The organism is Ensifer sp. LBL, assembly GCF_050435225.1.
In the GTDB taxonomy this organism is placed as follows: Bacteria; Pseudomonadota; Alphaproteobacteria; order Rhizobiales; family Rhizobiaceae; genus Ensifer.
In genome coordinates, this window is sequence record NZ_JBNDJY010000006.1 from 162,353 (window position 1) to 179,444 (window position 17,092).

The window sequence follows — 17,092 nt, forward strand, 5'->3', positions numbered from 1 at the left end:
CGGCTTTGTTCCCGCAAGGGCAAGGCCGGTTTTTTCTTTGCGGAGATGCGGGGCGGCACGACCTCGACGGCCGGGCGTCGTGCTCTAAATCTCGTGAGCGGGGTGGGGGCGGGAAACCGCGAGCACATTGACATCCCGCTCTCTTTCATGGTGCCGGGCATCGCGCGAAAGGCGGGACGTCGGTGCCCGTTTCAACAGGGATGGGGCAGGGGCGCCAAATCCTGGAAAACGGACCGCATGCTGCAAAAGACTTTTCCGGGTGGCGTCGAGCCGATGTCCGCCCGATTGGTTCCGAAGGAGCGCGACACACGCCTTGATGTATTCAGGGCGCTTTGTCTCCTGACGATCTTCGTCAATCACGTTCCCGGACAATATCTCGAATACCTGACGCACAAGAACTTCGGCTTTTCCGATTCCGCCGAAGCCTTCGTCCTGATCTCCGGCCTCTCGGTCGGGATCGCCTATGGCGGCAAGTTCGTCTCCGGCGCACGGTTGGCCATGACGCTGAAAATCTGGCGCCGGGCCCTGGCGCTCTACATCGCCCACATCATGACCAGCATCGTGACGCTGGCGATCTTTGCCGGCGGCGCACTCTATTTCGGGCGGCAGGACCTGATCGGCGAGATCAACATCCGCCCGATGGTGGAGCAGACGGAGCAGGGCATCGTCGCCATGGTGCTCTTGGGCCATCAGCTCGGCTACAACAACATCCTGTCGATGTATGCGGCGCTGTTCCTGATGCTGCCGGGCATCCTCTGGCTGAATGGCGTTAGCAAGAAACTGCTGCTTCTGCTCTCGGCCGCCCTCTGGCTCGCTGCGGGCATCTTCAAATTCGTGCCGTCGAACTTCCTCGACGAGGGCTACTGGTTTCTCAATCCCTGGTCCTGGCAGTTCCTGTTCGTCATCGGCGTCGTCATGATGACCTATGTGCGCAACGGCGGATCGCTGCCGCGCTGGCCCTGGCTGATCGCGCTTTCCGGGCTCTATCTCGCGGTTTCCGCCGTCTGGGTGCTCTTCTCTTTCTGGAGCATCGATTTTTCCTTCGGTCTTCCGGCCGTTCTGACGGGCTTCGACAAGACCTTTCTGTCCACGCCGCGACTGCTGCATGTGCTGGCGCTCGGCTACCTCATCGCGGTGACGCCGCGGATCAGCAGCCTTGCCAAACTCGACCGCGATCATCCGCTGGCGGTGGTCGGCCGGCATTCCCTGCCGATCTTCATTTTTGGCACGATCCTGGCGATGTCCGGCCAGGTGCTGCTGTTCGTGACGGGGAAAAACCCTGTTGTCGGCAGCCTCTTCGTCGTCGCCGGCATCGGGGTGCACTTCGTCTATGCCTACTATCTCGAATGGCTGCGCGGCATCGCCGTGGCTAAGCCGCTAAGGGCGGCGTGAGAAACGCCGCCCGTCACAGGGCTTCAGTGTCAGGTTCGAGAACCTAGGGCCAGGCGGCAGGCGAGGGCGGTGAACACGCCGGCGAGAAGGTATTGTGGCAGCTTGGGGAAACGCCGGAAGCCGGACAGCCGCGCGCGCAGATGGCTGCCGACGAGGATGACCGAACCGTTCACCAGCAGGCCTATCCCGTTCAGGATGGTCGCAAGCAGCAGCATCTGCAGGACCATCGATCCGCCGTTCGGATCGACGAATTGCGGAAACAGGGCCAGCACGAAGAGCGCCATCTTCGGATTGAGCAGGTTCGTCATCAGCCCCTCGCCGAAAACCCGGCGGGCCGAAAGCCGCTTGAGGGTTGCAATCGGGGAGGCGCCCATTGAATCCGAGCGGATGGTCTTCCAGGCGAGATAGAGCAGATAGGCGCAGCCGGCCCAGCGGACGATCTCATAGGCGATCGGAACGGTGACAAAAAGCTGCGACAGACCGAGTGCGGCGGCGAGCGCGTGGCAATAGGTGCCGAGCGCAATGCCAGCATAGGTAAGAAACCCGACCGCGCGTCCCTGGCTGACGCTGCGAGAGGCAATCAGCAGCATGTCGGGCCCGGGCGTGGCGGTGAGCACGAGGCTTGCTGCGGCGAAAACTGCGATCGTGGAAATGTCCGGCATTGGTGGTTCCCTTGGAATTGAAGCCGGAATTCCGGAATACCAGCATTCCCCAGAATGGCAAGTCCGCTCCATGCAAGTGACGCCGAAACGAAAAAACCACCCGCAGTTGGCTGCGGGTGGCTTGAAGCTTGTTCGCTTGCTTGGAGCGTGTCTTAGGCTGCCGTGTGGCTCATGCGGACATCGTCGTCCGTCAGGATGCCGCTGGCGCGGAGCAGGGCGGCAAAGCGGCCGTTACTCTGGCTGAGCTCGTTGAAGCCACCCATCTCGACGATCCGGCCCTGGTCCATGAAGATCACCAGGTCCGCCTCGCGCACCGTCGACAGGCGGTGGGCGATGATGAAAGTGGTGCGGTTCTTGCGCAGCGCGTCGATCGCATCCTTCACGCGGTTTTCGGTTTCGACGTCGAGCGCGCTGGTCGCCTCGTCGAGCACCAGGATCGGCGCGTTCTTCAGGATGGCGCGGGCGATGGCCACGCGCTGGCGTTCGCCGCCCGACAGCCGGTTGCCGCGCTCGCCGACCACAGTGTCGTAACCGGTCGTGCGGCCCTCGATGAAGTCGCAGGCGGCAGCCGCTTCGGCGGCAGCCATGATTTCTTCGATCGTCGCATCGTCACGGCCGAGGCGGATGTTGTCCGAGATCGAGCGGTTCATCAGGCCCGCATCCTGGAAGACGGTGGCGATCGAACGCCGCAGCGACTTGCGCGTCACCTTTGAGATGTCGTTGCCGTCGATCAGGATCTGACCGTCACGCGGATCGTGGACGCGCTGAAGCAAGTTGACGAGCGTCGTCTTGCCGGCGCCGGTCGGGCCGACGATGGCGATCGTCTGGCCGGCCTTGGCCGTGAACGAGACGTTGTGCACGCCCTGGTTCGTGTTCGCAAAGTCGAAGGAGACGTTGCGGAACTCGACCTCGCCGACAACCGCCGGCAGTTCGGTCGCACCGGCCGGCTCGTCGCGTTCGCGGACGGAATCTTCGAGGGTGAAGAAGTCCTCAAGCTTGGCACGGGCCTCGAAGATCTGCGTGACGAAGGCCTTCATCTGGTCGAGACGGCCGATCAGCAGGTTGGCAAAGCCGATGAAGGCGATGACTTCGCCAACGCCGAGTTCGCCGCGCTGCACCAGCACGGTACCGATGACGAGGATCGCCATCATCGAGATGGTCGAGGCGACGCGGTTCAGCCCGCTTGCCAGCGCCCACCAGTCGAGAACCGGGAACTGGGCGGAGATCAGCCGCTCGGTGAACTTCTTCAGCTCGCGGGTTTCAGCCTCGATGCGGTTGTAGCTGTGCACGACCGAAACGTTGCTGATCGCGTCGGAAACGTGGGAGAAAACCGTGTGGTAGTGGTTCTCGACCGAAGCCTGGCCTTCCTTGGTGCGGCTCATCACCACCTTGCTGATCACCACATAGAGCGCGCCGAGAACGACAAGCACGAGCGACAGGCGCACGTCCATGGCAAAGGCGGTCGGAACGAGCAGAATGAGGGCGACGGCCGTCGCCAGGTGCTGGCGCATGAATTCGAGCCAGAGACCGAAGAGGGTTTCGCAGGCGCGAAGCAGCGTGTGCAGCGCGTTGGAAGTGCCGCGCTGGCTATGCCAGGCGAGCGGCATGGAAACGATGCGGCCGAAGGCTTCCGTCAAAAGCGTGGCGCGGCGGCCATGGGCCAGCCGGTCGGCCTCGCGGGCGACGAGCACGAAAGCGACGGTGTTGAAGACGCCGAGGCCTGCCCACATCAGCAGCATCGGCGTGACTTCGCCCTTCGACGAGATGGCGTCGATGATGCGTCCGAACAGGATCGGTTCGGCAATGGTGATGGCCGCCAGAACGACGTTGGCGAGAACAATCGCTGAGACGCGAAACTTGTGAACCGCAAGATACTGGAGCGCTCTTGCATACACCTGGAACAATGACACTGTCTCACCCCTTCCGGGTACCGGATTTGACGCGCCGCAGACCTTCTGCGGCGGATGCACCCGCGTCCTCGAGGTTCCCCATGGCGGGCATCGAAGCTTCGCGCCGTTAGAACACTCGGGGCCGCGCTGAGACGGTCTTTGGCGGCAATGGGAAGCCGTAGCCGGACGCAGGACAGCTATTCCTTTTCCCGTTTCGCTTGTCTGCGAGCTTGGCGAGAATATTCATAGTCTGCTATCTGTCGTGCCAACTCCGATTTCTTGCATATTTCGCATAAGACCGGGCGTGGTATGACGGATTATCGCGGGTGCAACATGAATGGTCGCTGAACGGTGCCTTTATGTCCGGATTCGGAAATGCGACCATATGCATCGACCCTGGAAGGTGATCCATGAACATTACGCTGCTCGTACAGTTTCTCGCGCTTCTGGAGGAGATGAAGACTCGCGAGGAAATCATCCCTGAATTCGAGCGTCTGCTCGATCGCTGTGGCTTCGACTTCTACGGCGTCGTGCGCCAGCCCAAGCCGCATGACAACCCGCTGAGGCTGCTGCTTGCCGGTCGCTGGCCCGAGGGCTGGCCGCAGATCTACATCCGCAAGAAGTTCGTGGTGATCGACCCGACGATCCGCTATCTCGGCCATGCCCAGCGCGGTTTCCGCTGGCGCGATACGCTCTTTGCCTTCCGCTCCGATCCGCATCGCAAGCGCATGGAAAGCATGATGATCGAGGCCCGCAACCACGGTCTCTACGACGGCTACATCTTCCCGGTGCACGGCCGGCGCGGCCTGCTCGGCAACCTGACGGTCGGCGGACGTGTCGTCGACCTGAGCCCGGTCGAGATCAGCCTGTTCGACTCGATCGCCAAGCGGCTGTTCTGGAAGCTCCTGGACCTGACCGACCCGGAGGTTTCGGCCGAACTCGGCTCGCGCGTCGAGGTGCAAATGACGCGGCGCGAAATGGAAGCGCTCAACTATCTGGCCGATGGCCTGACCTCCAACGACATCGGCAAGGTGCTCGATATTTCGAGCCACACGGTCGATTGGTACATGAACGGAATCCAGGAAAAGCTGAAGGCCAAGAACCGCCACCACGTCGTGGCGATCGCCTTCCGTCTCGGCCTGATTTCCTAAAGTCGAAAGGCATTCGGTTTCCTGTCGCATCTGAAATTGCGCTCTGCCCGGTGACCCGCTAATACTTTATTTCGCGGGTGCAGCATTTCCCGCAATATCAAGTCATTGAGGAGACCGACTTGCCTATCTCGAAGATCCTTGTTGCCAACCGTTCTGAAATTGCCATCCGCGTTTTTCGCGCTGCAAACGAACTCGGTCTGAAAACGGTCGCGATATGGGCGGAAGAGGACAAACTCGCGCTGCACCGCTTTAAAGCGGACGAAAGCTACCAGATCGGTCGCGGTCCGCATCTGGCCCGCGACCTCGGTCCGATCGAGAGCTACCTGTCGATCGAGGAAGTCATCCGCGTCGCCAAGCTCTCGGGTGCCGATGCCATTCACCCGGGTTACGGCCTGCTGTCGGAAAGCCCCGAGTTCGTCGATGCCTGTGACGCCGCCGGCATCATCTTCATCGGTCCGCGGCCGGCAACCATGCGCCAGCTCGGCAACAAGGTGGCAGCCCGCAACCTCGCCATTTCCGTCGGCGTGCCGGTCGTGCCGGCCACCGATCCGCTGCCGGAAGACGAAAAGGAAATCCATCGCCTGGCCGCCGAGATCGGCTACCCCGTCATGCTCAAGGCCTCCTGGGGCGGCGGCGGACGCGGCATGCGCGCCATTCGCGACCCGAAGGACCTTATCCGCGAGGTGACGGAAGCCAAGCGCGAGGCCAAGGCCGCCTTCGGCAAGGACGAGGTCTATCTCGAAAAGCTGGTCGAGCGCGCCCGCCACGTCGAAAGCCAGATCCTCGGCGACACCCACGGCAATGTCGTGCACCTGTTCGAGCGCGACTGCTCCATCCAGCGCCGCAACCAGAAGGTCGTCGAGCGTGCGCCGGCTCCGTACCTTTCCGATGCGCAGCGCCAGGAACTGGCCAACTATTCGCTGAAGATCGCCGAAGCGACCAGCTATGTCGGCGCCGGCACCGTCGAGTATCTGATGGATGCCGATACCGGCAAATTCTACTTCATCGAAGTGAACCCGCGCATTCAGGTCGAGCACACCGTCACCGAAGTGGTGACCGGCATCGACATCGTCAAGGCGCAGATCCATATCCTCGACGGCGAGGCGATCGGCACGCCGGCCTCGGGCGTTCCCAAGCAGGAAGACATCCGGCTTAACGGCCACGCGCTGCAGTGCCGCATCACGACGGAAGATCCGGAACAGAACTTCATTCCCGACTATGGCCGCATCACCGGCTATCGCTCGGCGGCCGGCTTCGGCATCCGTCTCGACGGCGGCACGGCCTATACCGGCGCCTATATCACGCGCTACTACGATCCGCTGCTGGTAAAAGTGACGGCCTCGGGCAGCACGCCCCAGGAAGCGATCAGCCGTATGGACCGGGCGCTGCGCGAATTCCGTATCCGCGGCGTGGCGACCAACCTCACCTTCCTCGAGGCGATCATCGGCCACGAGCAGTTCCGCAACAACACCTACACCACCCGCTTCATCGACACGACGCCGGAGCTGTTCCAGCAGGTGCGGCGCCAGGACCGTGCGACGAAGCTCTTGACCTATCTCGCCGACGTCACCGTCAACGGCCATCCTGAGGCCAAGGGCCGCCCGCGGCCGCCGGCAGACGCGGCCAAGCCCGTCGTGCCGTTCATCCAGGGCGAGATCCCTGCGGGTACCAAGCAGAAGCTCGACGAACTCGGCCCGAAGAAGTTTGCCGAGTGGGTGCGCGGCGAAAAGCAGGTATTCCTCACCGACACCACCATGCGCGACGGCCACCAGTCGCTTCTTGCCACGCGCATGCGCACGCACGACATCGCCCGTGTCGCCGGCACCTATGCCCGTGCCCTGCCGCAGCTCTTCTCGCTCGAATGCTGGGGTGGCGCGACCTTCGACGTCTCCATGCGCTTCCTCACCGAAGACCCGTGGGATCGCCTTGCCCGCATCCGCGAGGATGCGCCGAACCTGCTGCTGCAGATGCTTTTGCGCGGCGCCAACGGCGTCGGCTACAAGAACTACCCGGACAACGTCGTGAAGTACTTCGTCCGCCAGGCGGCCAAGGGCGGCATCGACGTCTTCCGCGTCTTCGACTGCCTCAACTGGGTCGACAACATGCGCGTCTCGATGGAGGCCGTTGCCGAGGAGAACCGCATCTGCGAGGCGGCGATCTGCTACACCGGCGACATCCTGAATTCGGCCCGCCCGAAGTACGATCTCAAGTACTACACGGCGCTGGCGGCCGAGCTCGAAAAGGCCGGCGCGCACATGATCGCCGTCAAGGACATGGCGGGCCTCTTGAAGCCGGCGGCCGCACGGGTGCTCTTCAAGGCGCTGCGCGAGGCGACGGACCTGCCGATCCATTTCCACACGCACGACACCTCGGGCATTGCGGCTGCAACGGTGCTTGCCGCCGTCGATAGCGGCGTCGACGTGGTCGATGCGGCGATGGACGCGCTCTCCGGCAACACCTCGCAGCCCTGCCTCGGCTCGATCGTCGAGGCGCTGCGCGGCTCGGAACGTGATCCCGGCCTCGATCCCGAATGGATCCGCCGCATTTCCTTCTATTGGGAAGCAGTGCGCTACCAGTACGCCGCCTTCGAAAGCGACCTCAAGGGACCGGCGTCCGAAGTCTACCTGCACGAAATGCCGGGCGGCCAGTTCACCAACCTCAAGGAACAGGCCCGTTCGCTCGGGCTGGAAACCAAGTGGCACCGCGTTGCCCAGGCCTATGCCGACGCCAACCAGATGTTTGGCGATATCGTCAAGGTGACGCCGTCCTCCAAGGTGGTCGGCGACATGGCGCTGATGATGGTCTCGCAGGACCTCACCGTCGCCGACGTCGAGAACCCGGCAAAGGACATCGCCTTCCCGGATTCGGTCGTCTCGATGCTGAAGGGCGATCTTGGTCAGCCCCCGGGCGGCTGGCCGGAAGCGCTGCAGAAGAAGGCGCTGAAGGGCGAGAAGGCCTACACCGCCGTTCCCGGCTCGCTGCTGCCGCCGGCCGATCTCGATGCGGAGCGTAAAGCCATCGAGGAGAAGCTTGAGCGTAAGGTCGACGACTTCGAGTTCGCCTCCTACCTGATGTATCCGAAGGTCTTCACCGACTATGCGATCGCGGCCGACACCTATGGTCCGGTCAGCGTGTTGCCGACGCCGGCCTATTTCTATGGGCTGGCACCGGGCGAGGAGCTGCAGCCGGAGATCGAGCGGGGCAAGTCGCTCGTCATCCTGCACCAGGCCAAGAGCGAGCCGGACGAGAAGGGCATGGTCAAGGTGTTCTTCGAACTCAACGGCCAGCCGCGCCTGATCAAGGTTCCGGACCGCAACCGCAGTGCAACGAGCGCGGTACGCCGCAAGGCCGAGGGCGGCAATGCCGCCCAGCTCGGCGCGCCGATGCCAGGCGTCATCTCGACCGTTGCCGTTGCCGCCGGCCAGGCGGTCAAGGCCGGCGACGTGCTGCTTTCGATCGAAGCGATGAAGATGGAGACGGCTCTGCACGCCGAGAAGGACGGCACGGTTTCCGAGGTGCTCGTGCGCGCCGGCGACCAGATCGACGCCAAGGACCTGCTGATCGTGTTCGACGCGTAAGCGTTCGCCCCCACGGACAAACGGAAACGGCCGGATGCAAATCCGGCCGTTTTTGTTTTGCGAGAGGCGCAAAGGGCCACTGTAGCGGGCGTACTTCTCCGCCGTCATCCTCGGGTCAAGCCCGAGGATGACAACTGTTGCGGGGAGGCGAGGATAATGGAGACGCCTGTCGCCTGCTGCTCCTTATCCATCGTAACCGGTCGTAATGCTTCCCTTCAGATCTCGTAGTCGTGCGGGGCGCTGAGCGAGGCGATGAACTTCTTGGTGCGCTCGCGCTCCGGCGCGGAGAAGATTGTCTTCGGCGCGCCGCTTTCGACGACGAGGCCGCCGTCGAGGAAGATCACCTTGTCGGCGACGCGCGAGGCAAGCCGGAGATCGTGGGTCGCCATCACCATGGTGGTGCCTTCGCGGGCAAGCCGGCTCAGCACCTCGACCACTTCTTCGGCCAGTTCCGGGTCGAGCGCCGAAGTGGGCTCGTCGCAGAGCAGGACGCGCGGCGACGGGGCCAGCGCCCGGGCGATCGCCACGCGCTGTTGCTGCCCGCCCGAGAGTGTCGCCGGCCAGGCGTCCGCCTTGTGGGCCATGCCGACCTTTTCCAAGAGTTCCATGGCGCGCGCCCGGGCCTTGTCGGCCGGCCATTTCAGCACGGTGACGAGACCCTCCATGACGTTGCCGAGTGCTGTCTGGTGCGGAAAGAGCTGGAAGTTCTGGAACACCATGCCGGTCTGCCGGCGTAGCCGCTGGATGGTTGCCCAGCCAACCCGGCTTCCAGGCCAGAACTGGACCTGTTCGCTACCGAGCTTGATCGATCCGGAGGTGGGTATCTCCAGAAGGTTGATGCAGCGCAGCAGCGTGCTCTTGCCGCCTCCGGAGGGGCCGACAAGCGCCGTCACGCTGCCCTCGGGCAGGCTGACGGAGATGTCCTTCAGCACGAGATTGTCGCCGAAGCGCTTTTCGATGTGAGAAAGCTCGATCATGTGCGCGCCTCCAGGAAACCACCATAGCGGGCGAAGCGCCGTTCCAGCCTGACCTGCAGGGCTGACAGAACCGAACTCATGGCAAGGTAGATCAGCGCCGCGAGGATGTAGAGGATCAGCGGTTCATAGGTGGTGGCGACGATACGCTGCGCTGTCTGGAACATCTCCGGCACGGTGATGGCGGCGGCAAGCGAGGTGTCCTTCACCAGCGAGATGAAGGTATTCGACAGCGGCGGCACGGCGACGCGGGTCGCCTGTGGCAGGATGGTGCGGCGCATCGCCTGGCTCCAGCTCATGCCGATCGAGTAGGCCGCTTCCCATTGCCCGCGCGGCACCGAGGAGATGACCGCGCGGATGATCTCGGAGGTATAGGCGCCAACGTTGAGAGAGAAACCGATGAGGGCTGCGGTAAAGGCGTCGAGCAGGATATTGGCGCTCGGCAGGCCATAGAAGATCACGAACAGCTGTACGAGCAGCGGCGTGCCGCGGATCACCCAGACGTAGAACCTGGCGATCGCGGCGACCGGCGTCGGCCCGAACAGGCGGGCCACGGCGGTAACGAGCCCGAGGATCAGGCCGAAGATGAAGGAAAGCAGCGTCAGCGGGATGGTGAAGGTGAGGCCGGCCCAAAGGAGGGACGGCGCCGAATCCAGCATGAGTTGGAGCCAGGTGGGCAAGGGGCGGGCCTTTCAAAAAGCGCGATCCGCTCCGGGGGCCGGAACGGATCGCTTTTCATAGCCGAGAAAGTCAGTCGGAGAAACCGACCACGCTGCCGACAGAGTTACTTCGAGACGTCGGCGCCGAAGTACTTCTGCGAGATCTTGTCGTAGGTGCCGTCGGCCTTGATGTCGACGAGCGCCTTGTTGATCGCTTCGAGCAGTTCCGGCTCGCCCTTGCGGATGATGATGCCGGAGAAGTCGGCATCGGCCTGCTCAGCGGCGATCTTGACCGGTGCGTCGGGCTTCTTCTTCTTGAAGTCGAGGAAGGAGAGGCTGTCGTTGATCGTCGCGTCGGCGCGGCCGGTGAGAACCAGCTGGATCGACTGGTCGAAGCCGTCGGTGCCGACGAGCTCGGCGCCGGATGCGGTTGCGATCTTGCCGAAGTTGCTGGTCAGCGACTGGGCCGACTTCTTGCCCTTGAGATCGGCAAAGCCTTTGATCTCTTCGTTGTCGGACTTCACGATCAGCACGGCCTTGGAGGCGATGTAGGGCTCGGAGAAGTCGTACTTCTTCTTGCGCTCCTCGGTGATGCCGACCTGGTTGATGACCGTGTCATAACGGTTGGCGTCGAGGCCGGCGATCAGGCCATCCCACTTGCCTTCGAGGAATTCCGCCTTGACGCCGAGCTTCTCGGCGACCGCCTGGCCGATCTCGACGTCGAAGCCGACGAGGGCGCCGGAGGTGTCATGATAGGTGAAGGGCGCATAGGTGCCCTCGGTGCCGATCTTCAGGACGCCGGCGGATTTGACCGCATTGAGGTTCTCGCCGGCTTGAGCGGAGGCGAGCGCGGCAACCTGCATCAGAGCGGCGGTAAACAGCGTGGGGAGGAGTTTCATCGTGATTTTCCATCTTTTTTCTGGCCCGGCCCGTCGTCCGGATTGAGCGGACAATCGCATAAAAAATCGGCGATCTGAGCGTATAAAACACCAATTCCTGAGCGTTTTGATGAAGAATTTTCCTCGAAATGGCACCGGCCGGGCGCAAAAGCCACGGTTTATCGGAAATCACGCGCGGCCCCGATTTGATCGCTGCATCGACTTGAAAACGGTTTCAAAAGTTGGTATGCACATTTATAGCGATTCATGCACGTTTATGCACGGTTGGTGGCGATGTCAGGTGAACTCCTTCTTCGTGAGCGAAAGACGCTGATTCAAGAGCGGTTGAAGGCCAACGGCCGGGTGCTCGCTGCCGACCTTGCGGCTGAGCTCAGCGTTTCCGAGGATACGATCCGCCGCGACCTCAGGGAGATGGCGGCGGCGGGACTGTGCGAGCGCGTCTATGGCGGCGCGCTTCCGGTTGCGCCGGCAGCGCACAGCACCTTGCGGGAGCGGGTGGCGATGGCGCCGGAACGCAAGGCGGCGCTGGCGCGCGCGGCCATCGGCCTGATCAAGCCTGATATGACCGTGTTTCTCGATGCCGGCTCCACCAATCTCGCCATCGCGCACCTGATCGAGCCGGACCTGCCGGTCACCGTCGTCACCAATACGCCGCTGATTGCCGTCGCGCTCATGGAGAAACCGGGCGTCGATCTCATCCTGCTCGGCGGTCCGCTCAACCGCGCCGTCGGCGCTGCGATCAGCGCCCGGGCGCAACGCGATGCGGAACTGCTCCGGCCCGATCTTTGCTTCCTCGGCACCTGCGGCGCCGATGCCGTCGCGGGCCTGACGGCGATCTATTTCGAGGATGCGGAATTCAAGCGGCTCGTTGCCCAGCGCAGCCGGCGTCTTGTCGTCGCCGTCACCAGCGACAAGCTCGGTACGGCGGCCGCGCACGGTGTCGTCGATATCAATGACAAGGTGACGCTGCTGCTCGAGGCGGATGCGTCTGCGGAGCATCGGGCGGCCTTCGAGACGGCAGGGGCAGAGGTCCTGATGGCGGGAGAGACGGAATGACGACGATCACGCATGTGGCGCTCTGGACGCGGGACCTCGAGGCGATCGCCCGGTTCTGGTCGTCCTTCTTCGGCGCCGAAGTCGGCGAGATCTATGAAAGCCGGCGGCGGCCCGGCTTTCGTTCGCGGTTCCTAAGGCTTGGCGACGGGCCGGCATTCGAGATCATGGAAGGCCCCTGGGTTGGGCCGGCCGACCCCGCCGAAGAACGCATCGGCCTTGCCCATGTGGCGCTGTCGCTCGGCAGCGAGCAGGCAGTCGAGGCTATGGCGGCGCGCGCCGAGGCCGAGGGCATTCTGGTCGCAAAACCGCGCTGGACCGGCGACGGCTTCTACGAGGCCGTTGTTCGCGACCCCGATGGAAATCTGATCGAAATCACAATTTGAGCCGGGCGATCCGGCACAGAGGCAAGACCATGGACCAACGTTCTCCCACCGCGATCGCCCGCCAGGGCTACATGACCCGCAATCGGCTGGCGGTATCGCTGCTCTTCCTGTTGAATGGCTTCGTCATCGGCAGCTGGGCGCCGAAGATCCCCGAATTCAAGGACCGGCTCGGCATCAGCGAAAGCGTGCTCGGCCTGTTGATCCTGATGTTCGGCATCGGCTCGCTGGTGCTGATGCCGATTGCCGGCGGCTTTATCGCCCGCGTCGGCTCGCAGAAGGTGGTCAAGGTCACCGCCATCATCCTGTCGCCCTTGCTTCTTCTTCTGACGCTTGTCCCTGACGTCTGGACGGCGGCGGTCGCCATGTTCCTCCTTGGCGGTTTTGCCGGCGCGATGGACGTCGCGATGAACGCCAATGCGGTCGAGGTCGAAAAATCCATGCGCCGGGCGATCATGTCGTCCTGCCATGCCTATTGGAGCCTCGGCGGCCTGATCGGTGCCGGTATTGGCGGCTTCCTCATGGCTCGCTTCGGTGTGCTGCCGCACGTCCTCGTCGTCACTGCGATCTGCTTGGTCCTAATCGCCGCCGCCTGGCCGATGATCCTGGCCGACAAGCCGCATCCGGGTGCCGCCAAGGAAAAGCTTCGCCTGCCGATGACGCCGCTTCCCTGGCTGATCGGCATCATGGCGCTGTTCTCGATGGTGCCGGAGGGCACGGTGCTCGACTGGGGTGCGCTTTACCTGCGCAACGAGCTTGGCGCCTCCGTCGAGCTTTCCGGCTTCGGCTTTGCGGCCTTCTCCGCCACCATGGCGACCATGCGTTTTGCCGGTGATTTCGTCCGGGATCGCTTCGGCGCCAAACGGACGCTGCGCATCTGCACCGTCACGGCACTCGTCGGCATGATCATCGCGGGCACGGCGCCCAATGCCTATATCGCCATCCTCGGCTTTGCCATCGCCGGCATCGGCATCTCCAACATGGTGCCGATCGCGTTTTCGGCCGCCGGCAACATGCCGGGCCTGCAGCCTGGCATCGGCTTGTCGGTCGCGACCTTCATGGGCTATTCCGGCATGCTGTTCGCACCGTCGCTGATCGGCTTCGTCGCCGAGCATACGGGCTTTGCCATCATCTTCGCCTCGGTGCCGCTGCTCTTCATCGTCGTGCTTCTCTTGTCGCACCATGCCGATCATGCGGATGGCGCCAAGGGGCACTGAGGCGCAGCGCCGCCATCAAATCGCCGTCAGGGCATGATGTCGCCGTTGACAATCAGACTTTCCTCATCCACCTGATGGGCCAATGGCCAGGGCGAGTTGAGGAAAGTCCATGTGGGTTCTGCCCGCATCCTCGCCCGGCTCAGTGACCCACGAAGAGGCCTTCATGTCTTCCGCCTTCGATTTCGATCCGCAGCCCCGCCGCGCCTCCGTCGCCGTCGATGTCGGCGGCGTCATCGTCGGGGGTGGCGCACCGGTCGTGGTCCAGTCGATGACCAACACCGATACGGCCGATATCGATGGCACCGTGGCCCAGGTGGCCGCGCTGCACAAAGCCGGTTCGGAACTGGTGCGCATTACCGTCGACCGCGACGAGAGTGCGGCGGCGGTGCCGAAGATCCGCGAGCGGCTCGAGCGGCTCGGCCTTGATGTCCCACTCGTTGGCGACTTCCACTATATCGGCCACAAGCTGCTTGCCGATCATCCGGCCTGCGCCGAGGCGCTGGCGAAATACCGTATCAATCCGGGCAATGTCGGCTTCAAGGACAAGAAGGACAAGCAGTTCGCCGAAATCGTCGAGATGGCGATCCGCTACGACAAACCGGTGCGCATCGGCGTCAACTGGGGCTCGCTTGACCAGGAGCTGCTGACGCGGCTGATGGACGAGAACAAGGCGAACGGCTTTCCGCTGACGGCCCAGGAAGTGACGCGCGAAACGATCGTGCAGTCGGCGCTGCTCTCGGCGGAACTTGCCGAAGAGATCGGCCTGCCGCGCAACCGCATCATCCTGTCGGCCAAGGTTTCCGGCGTGCAGGACCTGATCGCCGTCTACGCCATGCTGTCGGCCCGTTCCGACCATGCGCTGCATCTCGGCCTCACCGAGGCCGGCATGGGCACCAAGGGCATCGTCGCCTCGTCGGCTTCGCTCGGCATCCTGATGCAGCAGGGTATCGGCGATACTATCCGCATTTCGCTGACGCCGGAGCCCGGCGGCGACCGCACCCGCGAGGTGCAGGTGGCGCAGGAACTGCTGCAGGTCATGGGCTTCCGCCAGTTCATTCCCGTCGTTGCCGCCTGTCCCGGCTGTGGCCGCACCACGTCGACCGTGTTCCAGGAGCTTGCCCAGAAAATCCAGGATGACATTCGCCGCAATATGCCGGTCTGGCGCGAGAAATATCCGGGCGTCGAGGGCCTGAAGGTCGCGGTCATGGGCTGCATCGTCAACGGCCCGGGTGAAAGCAAACATGCCGATATCGGCATCTCGCTGCCGGGCACCGGCGAAATGCCGGCTGCCCCCGTGTTCATCGACGGCGAGAAGGCGATGACGCTACGCGGCCCCAACATTGCCGGCGATTTCGAGACGCTGGTTTCCGACTATATCGAGAAGCGCTACGGCCGCGGCCAGGCGGCTGCCGAGTAAGCAGCCTGCGCTTGGTCTGAGCGCGATGGTCTCAGAGCCGTGACGTCAGCAGCTTGAAGCCGGCAAAGGCGAAGAAGCCGGCCATCAGGCTCTCGATCAGCCGCTTGGACTTCAGATAAGCACGGTGGACCGGCGACAGCGAGAAGACGATCGCAAAGCCGCAGAAGGTCATCAGGCCGAGCACCATGCAGCCGCCGATGAAGGTGGCGGTGACGCCGACGGGCGCACCCTCGGGCATCCCCAGCGAAACCAGCATGATCCAGGAGAAGATCGCCTTCGGGTTGGTCAGGTGAATGCCAAGCCCCTTGAGATAGAGCCGCTTCAGCGACGTCTGCGCCTTCGCCATCGGCACGATCGCGCTTTTGTCGCTGCGCATGGCAGCGCGCAGTGCGTTATAGGCGAGCCAGAAGAGATAGCAGGCGCCGGCGATCTTCAGGACGATGATCGCATGGCCGTAGGCGCGGATCAGCGCCGATAGACCGGAGGCCGTCAGCATCGCCCAGGTGTAGCTTCCCGTGAGAACGCCGAGGGCAAGCGCCAGTCCGGCCTTGCGTCCCTGACTGACCGAGGTGGTGATGATCGCGAGGATCGCAGGCCCGGGTGAAGCGGTCGCGATCAGATAGGCGGTCCAGGCGATGAGCAACTGCGGCAGATAGGGCGTCAGGTCGAACATGTCAGACAAAGCTCCGGCGAGGTCGCCGGAGGCTAGATCAGTTCGTCGCTGGTTTGAAACGGCGAAATGTCACCGAGACAAGATGTCAGACGATCTCGTCGAGCGCCTCGATCAGACGGGCGCATTCCTGATCGGTGCCGATGGTGATGCGCAGGAAATCGCCGATGCGCGGCTTGGCGAAATGGCGCACCAGCACGGCGCGTTCACGCAGCGCCTTCATCAGCGTTTCGCCGCTATGGCCGGGATGGCGGGCGAAAACGAAGTTTGCCGATGACGGCAACACCTCGAAGCCGCGTGCGGTCAGTTCGGCCGCAAGGCGCTCGCGCGATGCGATGATCCTGCTGCGGGTCTCCTCGAACCAGGCTTCGTCCTCGATTGCGGCAATTGCGCCAGCCTGGGCCGGACGGCCGAGCGGATAGGAATTGAAGCTGTCCTTCACCCGCTCCAGCGCCTCGATCAGCGGTCGCTGGCCGATGGCAAAGCCGACGCGCAGGCCGGCAAGCGCACGCGACTTGGAGAAGGTCTGGACGACCAAGAGGTTCTCGTATTTCGAAACCAGCGTTGCGGCGGACTCTCCGCCGAAGTCGACATAGGCCTCGTCGATGACGACGGGCTGGTCCGGATGGCTTGCGACCAGCCGTTCGATGTCGGCGAGCGGCAAGGCTATCCCGGTCGGGGCGTTGGGGTTCGGCAGGATGATCGCGCCTGAGGGCCGGTCATAGTCGACGAGATCGATCTCGAAGCGATCGTTGAGCGGCACCTCGACCGTGTCGATCTCGAAGAGGCGCGCATAGGTCGAATAGAAGCTGTAGGAAATATCCGGATACAGCAGCGGCGCGTCATGTTTCAACAGGCCGGCGAAGATATGCGCCAGCACCTCGTCGGAGCCGTTGCCGACGAACACTTCTTCGGTGGTCACGCCATAGCGCGTGGCAATCGCCTGGCGCAGCTTCAGCGCCAGCGGGTCGGGGTAGAGGCGAAGATCGCTGCTCGCTGCCGCGGCGATCGCTTCGAGCACCTTTTCCGACGGGCCGTAGGGGCATTCGTTGGTGTTGAGCTTCACCAGGTTTTCGATGCGCGGCTGTTCGCCCGGCACGTAGGGTTTCAGCTTGGAGACGATCGGCGACCAGTATTTGCTCATGGAT

General features: G+C 63.3%; 14 protein-coding genes. 7 read left to right on the top strand and 7 right to left on the bottom strand.

The window, feature by feature from the left end; all coding sequences use genetic code 11:
* Positions 1-237: 237 nt before the first annotated feature.
* A complete protein-coding gene (locus OKW20_RS23835) occupies positions 238-1,392 on the top strand; it encodes an OpgC family protein (RefSeq protein ID WP_429176158.1) in 1,155 nt (384 codons plus the stop codon).
* A 29-nt stretch (positions 1,393-1,421) separates the two neighbouring features.
* Here OKW20_RS23835 and OKW20_RS23840 read toward each other — a convergent pair whose 3' ends face one another.
* Together OKW20_RS23840 and OKW20_RS23845 are read right to left on the bottom strand one after the other, a co-directional pair.
* The gene (locus tag OKW20_RS23840) at positions 1,422-2,054 is read right to left on the bottom strand and encodes a LysE family translocator (RefSeq protein WP_429176160.1); all 633 of its coding nucleotides are present in this window, start codon (positions 2,052-2,054) and stop codon (positions 1,422-1,424) included.
* 152 nt (positions 2,055-2,206) lie between these two features.
* The gene (locus OKW20_RS23845) at positions 2,207-3,964 is read right to left on the bottom strand and encodes a glucan ABC transporter ATP-binding protein/ permease (protein ID WP_429176162.1); all 1,758 of its coding nucleotides are present in this window, start codon (positions 3,962-3,964) and stop codon (positions 2,207-2,209) included.
* A 389-nt stretch (positions 3,965-4,353) separates the two neighbouring features.
* Between OKW20_RS23845 and OKW20_RS23850 the strand changes: the two genes are divergently transcribed.
* A complete protein-coding gene (locus OKW20_RS23850; protein ID WP_034802969.1) occupies positions 4,354-5,094 on the top strand; it encodes a helix-turn-helix transcriptional regulator in 741 nt (246 codons plus the stop codon).
* A gap of 119 nt (positions 5,095-5,213) precedes the next feature.
* Positions 5,214-8,672, top strand: a complete 3,459-nt coding sequence (pyc, locus tag OKW20_RS23855; RefSeq protein WP_429176166.1) for a pyruvate carboxylase — start codon at positions 5,214-5,216, stop codon at positions 8,670-8,672.
* 215 nt (positions 8,673-8,887) lie between these two features.
* Here pyc and OKW20_RS23860 read toward each other — a convergent pair whose 3' ends face one another.
* From OKW20_RS23860 to OKW20_RS23870, 3 genes are all read right to left on the bottom strand, one after another.
* A complete protein-coding gene (locus tag OKW20_RS23860; protein ID WP_429176168.1) occupies positions 8,888-9,649 on the bottom strand; it encodes an amino acid ABC transporter ATP-binding protein in 762 nt (253 codons plus the stop codon).
* Positions 9,646-10,326, bottom strand: a complete 681-nt coding sequence (locus tag OKW20_RS23865) for an amino acid ABC transporter permease (protein WP_429176170.1) — start codon at positions 10,324-10,326, stop codon at positions 9,646-9,648. The genes OKW20_RS23860 and OKW20_RS23865 overlap by 4 nt, the downstream gene beginning before the upstream one ends.
* Before the next feature lie 104 nt (positions 10,327-10,430).
* Positions 10,431-11,204, bottom strand: coding sequence for an amino acid ABC transporter substrate-binding protein (locus OKW20_RS23870; RefSeq protein WP_429176173.1), 774 nt, complete (start codon positions 11,202-11,204; stop codon positions 10,431-10,433).
* A gap of 273 nt (positions 11,205-11,477) precedes the next feature.
* On the opposite strand from OKW20_RS23870, the gene OKW20_RS23875 reads away from it, so the two are divergent.
* The 4 genes from OKW20_RS23875 to ispG all read left to right on the top strand — a co-directional run bounded on the left by OKW20_RS23875 (position 11,478) and on the right by ispG (position 15,274).
* On the top strand, positions 11,478-12,260 hold the full coding sequence (locus OKW20_RS23875) for a DeoR/GlpR family DNA-binding transcription regulator (RefSeq protein ID WP_429176175.1): 783 nt from the start codon (positions 11,478-11,480) through the stop codon (positions 12,258-12,260).
* Positions 12,257-12,643: a VOC family protein gene (locus tag OKW20_RS23880; RefSeq protein ID WP_429176178.1), complete on the top strand. Its 387-nt coding sequence runs from the start codon at positions 12,257-12,259 to the stop codon at positions 12,641-12,643. The genes OKW20_RS23875 and OKW20_RS23880 overlap by 4 nt, the downstream gene beginning before the upstream one ends.
* Before the next feature lie 29 nt (positions 12,644-12,672).
* On the top strand, positions 12,673-13,857 hold the full coding sequence (locus OKW20_RS23885) for an MFS transporter (protein WP_429176180.1): 1,185 nt from the start codon (positions 12,673-12,675) through the stop codon (positions 13,855-13,857).
* Positions 13,858-14,020: 163 nt separating this feature from the next.
* Complete coding sequence (ispG, locus tag OKW20_RS23890) at positions 14,021-15,274, top strand: flavodoxin-dependent (E)-4-hydroxy-3-methylbut-2-enyl-diphosphate synthase (RefSeq protein ID WP_034803175.1); 1,254 nt, start codon at positions 14,021-14,023, stop codon at positions 15,272-15,274.
* A gap of 31 nt (positions 15,275-15,305) precedes the next feature.
* Here ispG and OKW20_RS23895 read toward each other — a convergent pair whose 3' ends face one another.
* Together OKW20_RS23895 and hisC are read right to left on the bottom strand one after the other, a co-directional pair.
* Positions 15,306-15,947 carry a LysE family translocator gene (locus OKW20_RS23895; RefSeq protein ID WP_192451072.1) on the bottom strand — a complete coding sequence of 214 codons (642 nt, stop codon included), beginning with the start codon at positions 15,945-15,947 and terminating at the stop codon, positions 15,306-15,308.
* Between the two features lie 85 nt (positions 15,948-16,032).
* Positions 16,033-17,088, bottom strand: coding sequence for a histidinol-phosphate transaminase (gene hisC, locus OKW20_RS23900; protein ID WP_429176183.1), 1,056 nt, complete (start codon positions 17,086-17,088; stop codon positions 16,033-16,035).
* Between the last annotated feature and the right edge of the window lie 4 nt (positions 17,089-17,092).

Bases quoted from the DNA above. Each gene is read 5' to 3' on its own strand.
- OKW20_RS23835 (WP_429176158.1), top strand. From the start codon at position 238: ATGCTGCAAAAGACTTTTCCGGGTGGCGTCGAGCCGATGTCCGCCCGA.
- OKW20_RS23840 (WP_429176160.1), bottom strand. From the start codon at position 2,054: ATGCCGGACATTTCCACGATCGCAGTTTTCGCCGCAGCAAGCCTCGTG.
- OKW20_RS23850 (WP_034802969.1), top strand. From the start codon at position 4,354: ATGAACATTACGCTGCTCGTACAGTTTCTCGCGCTTCTGGAGGAGATG.
- OKW20_RS23860 (WP_429176168.1), bottom strand. From the start codon at position 9,649: ATGATCGAGCTTTCTCACATCGAAAAGCGCTTCGGCGACAATCTCGTG.
- OKW20_RS23870 (WP_429176173.1), bottom strand. From the start codon at position 11,204: ATGAAACTCCTCCCCACGCTGTTTACCGCCGCTCTGATGCAGGTTGCC.
- OKW20_RS23875 (WP_429176175.1), top strand. From the start codon at position 11,478: ATGTCAGGTGAACTCCTTCTTCGTGAGCGAAAGACGCTGATTCAAGAG.
- OKW20_RS23880 (WP_429176178.1), top strand. From the start codon at position 12,257: ATGACGACGATCACGCATGTGGCGCTCTGGACGCGGGACCTCGAGGCG.
- OKW20_RS23885 (WP_429176180.1), top strand. From the start codon at position 12,673: ATGGACCAACGTTCTCCCACCGCGATCGCCCGCCAGGGCTACATGACC.
- ispG (WP_034803175.1), top strand. From the start codon at position 14,021: ATGTCTTCCGCCTTCGATTTCGATCCGCAGCCCCGCCGCGCCTCCGTC.
- OKW20_RS23895 (WP_192451072.1), bottom strand. From the start codon at position 15,947: ATGTTCGACCTGACGCCCTATCTGCCGCAGTTGCTCATCGCCTGGACC.
- hisC (WP_429176183.1), bottom strand. From the start codon at position 17,088: ATGAGCAAATACTGGTCGCCGATCGTCTCCAAGCTGAAACCCTACGTG.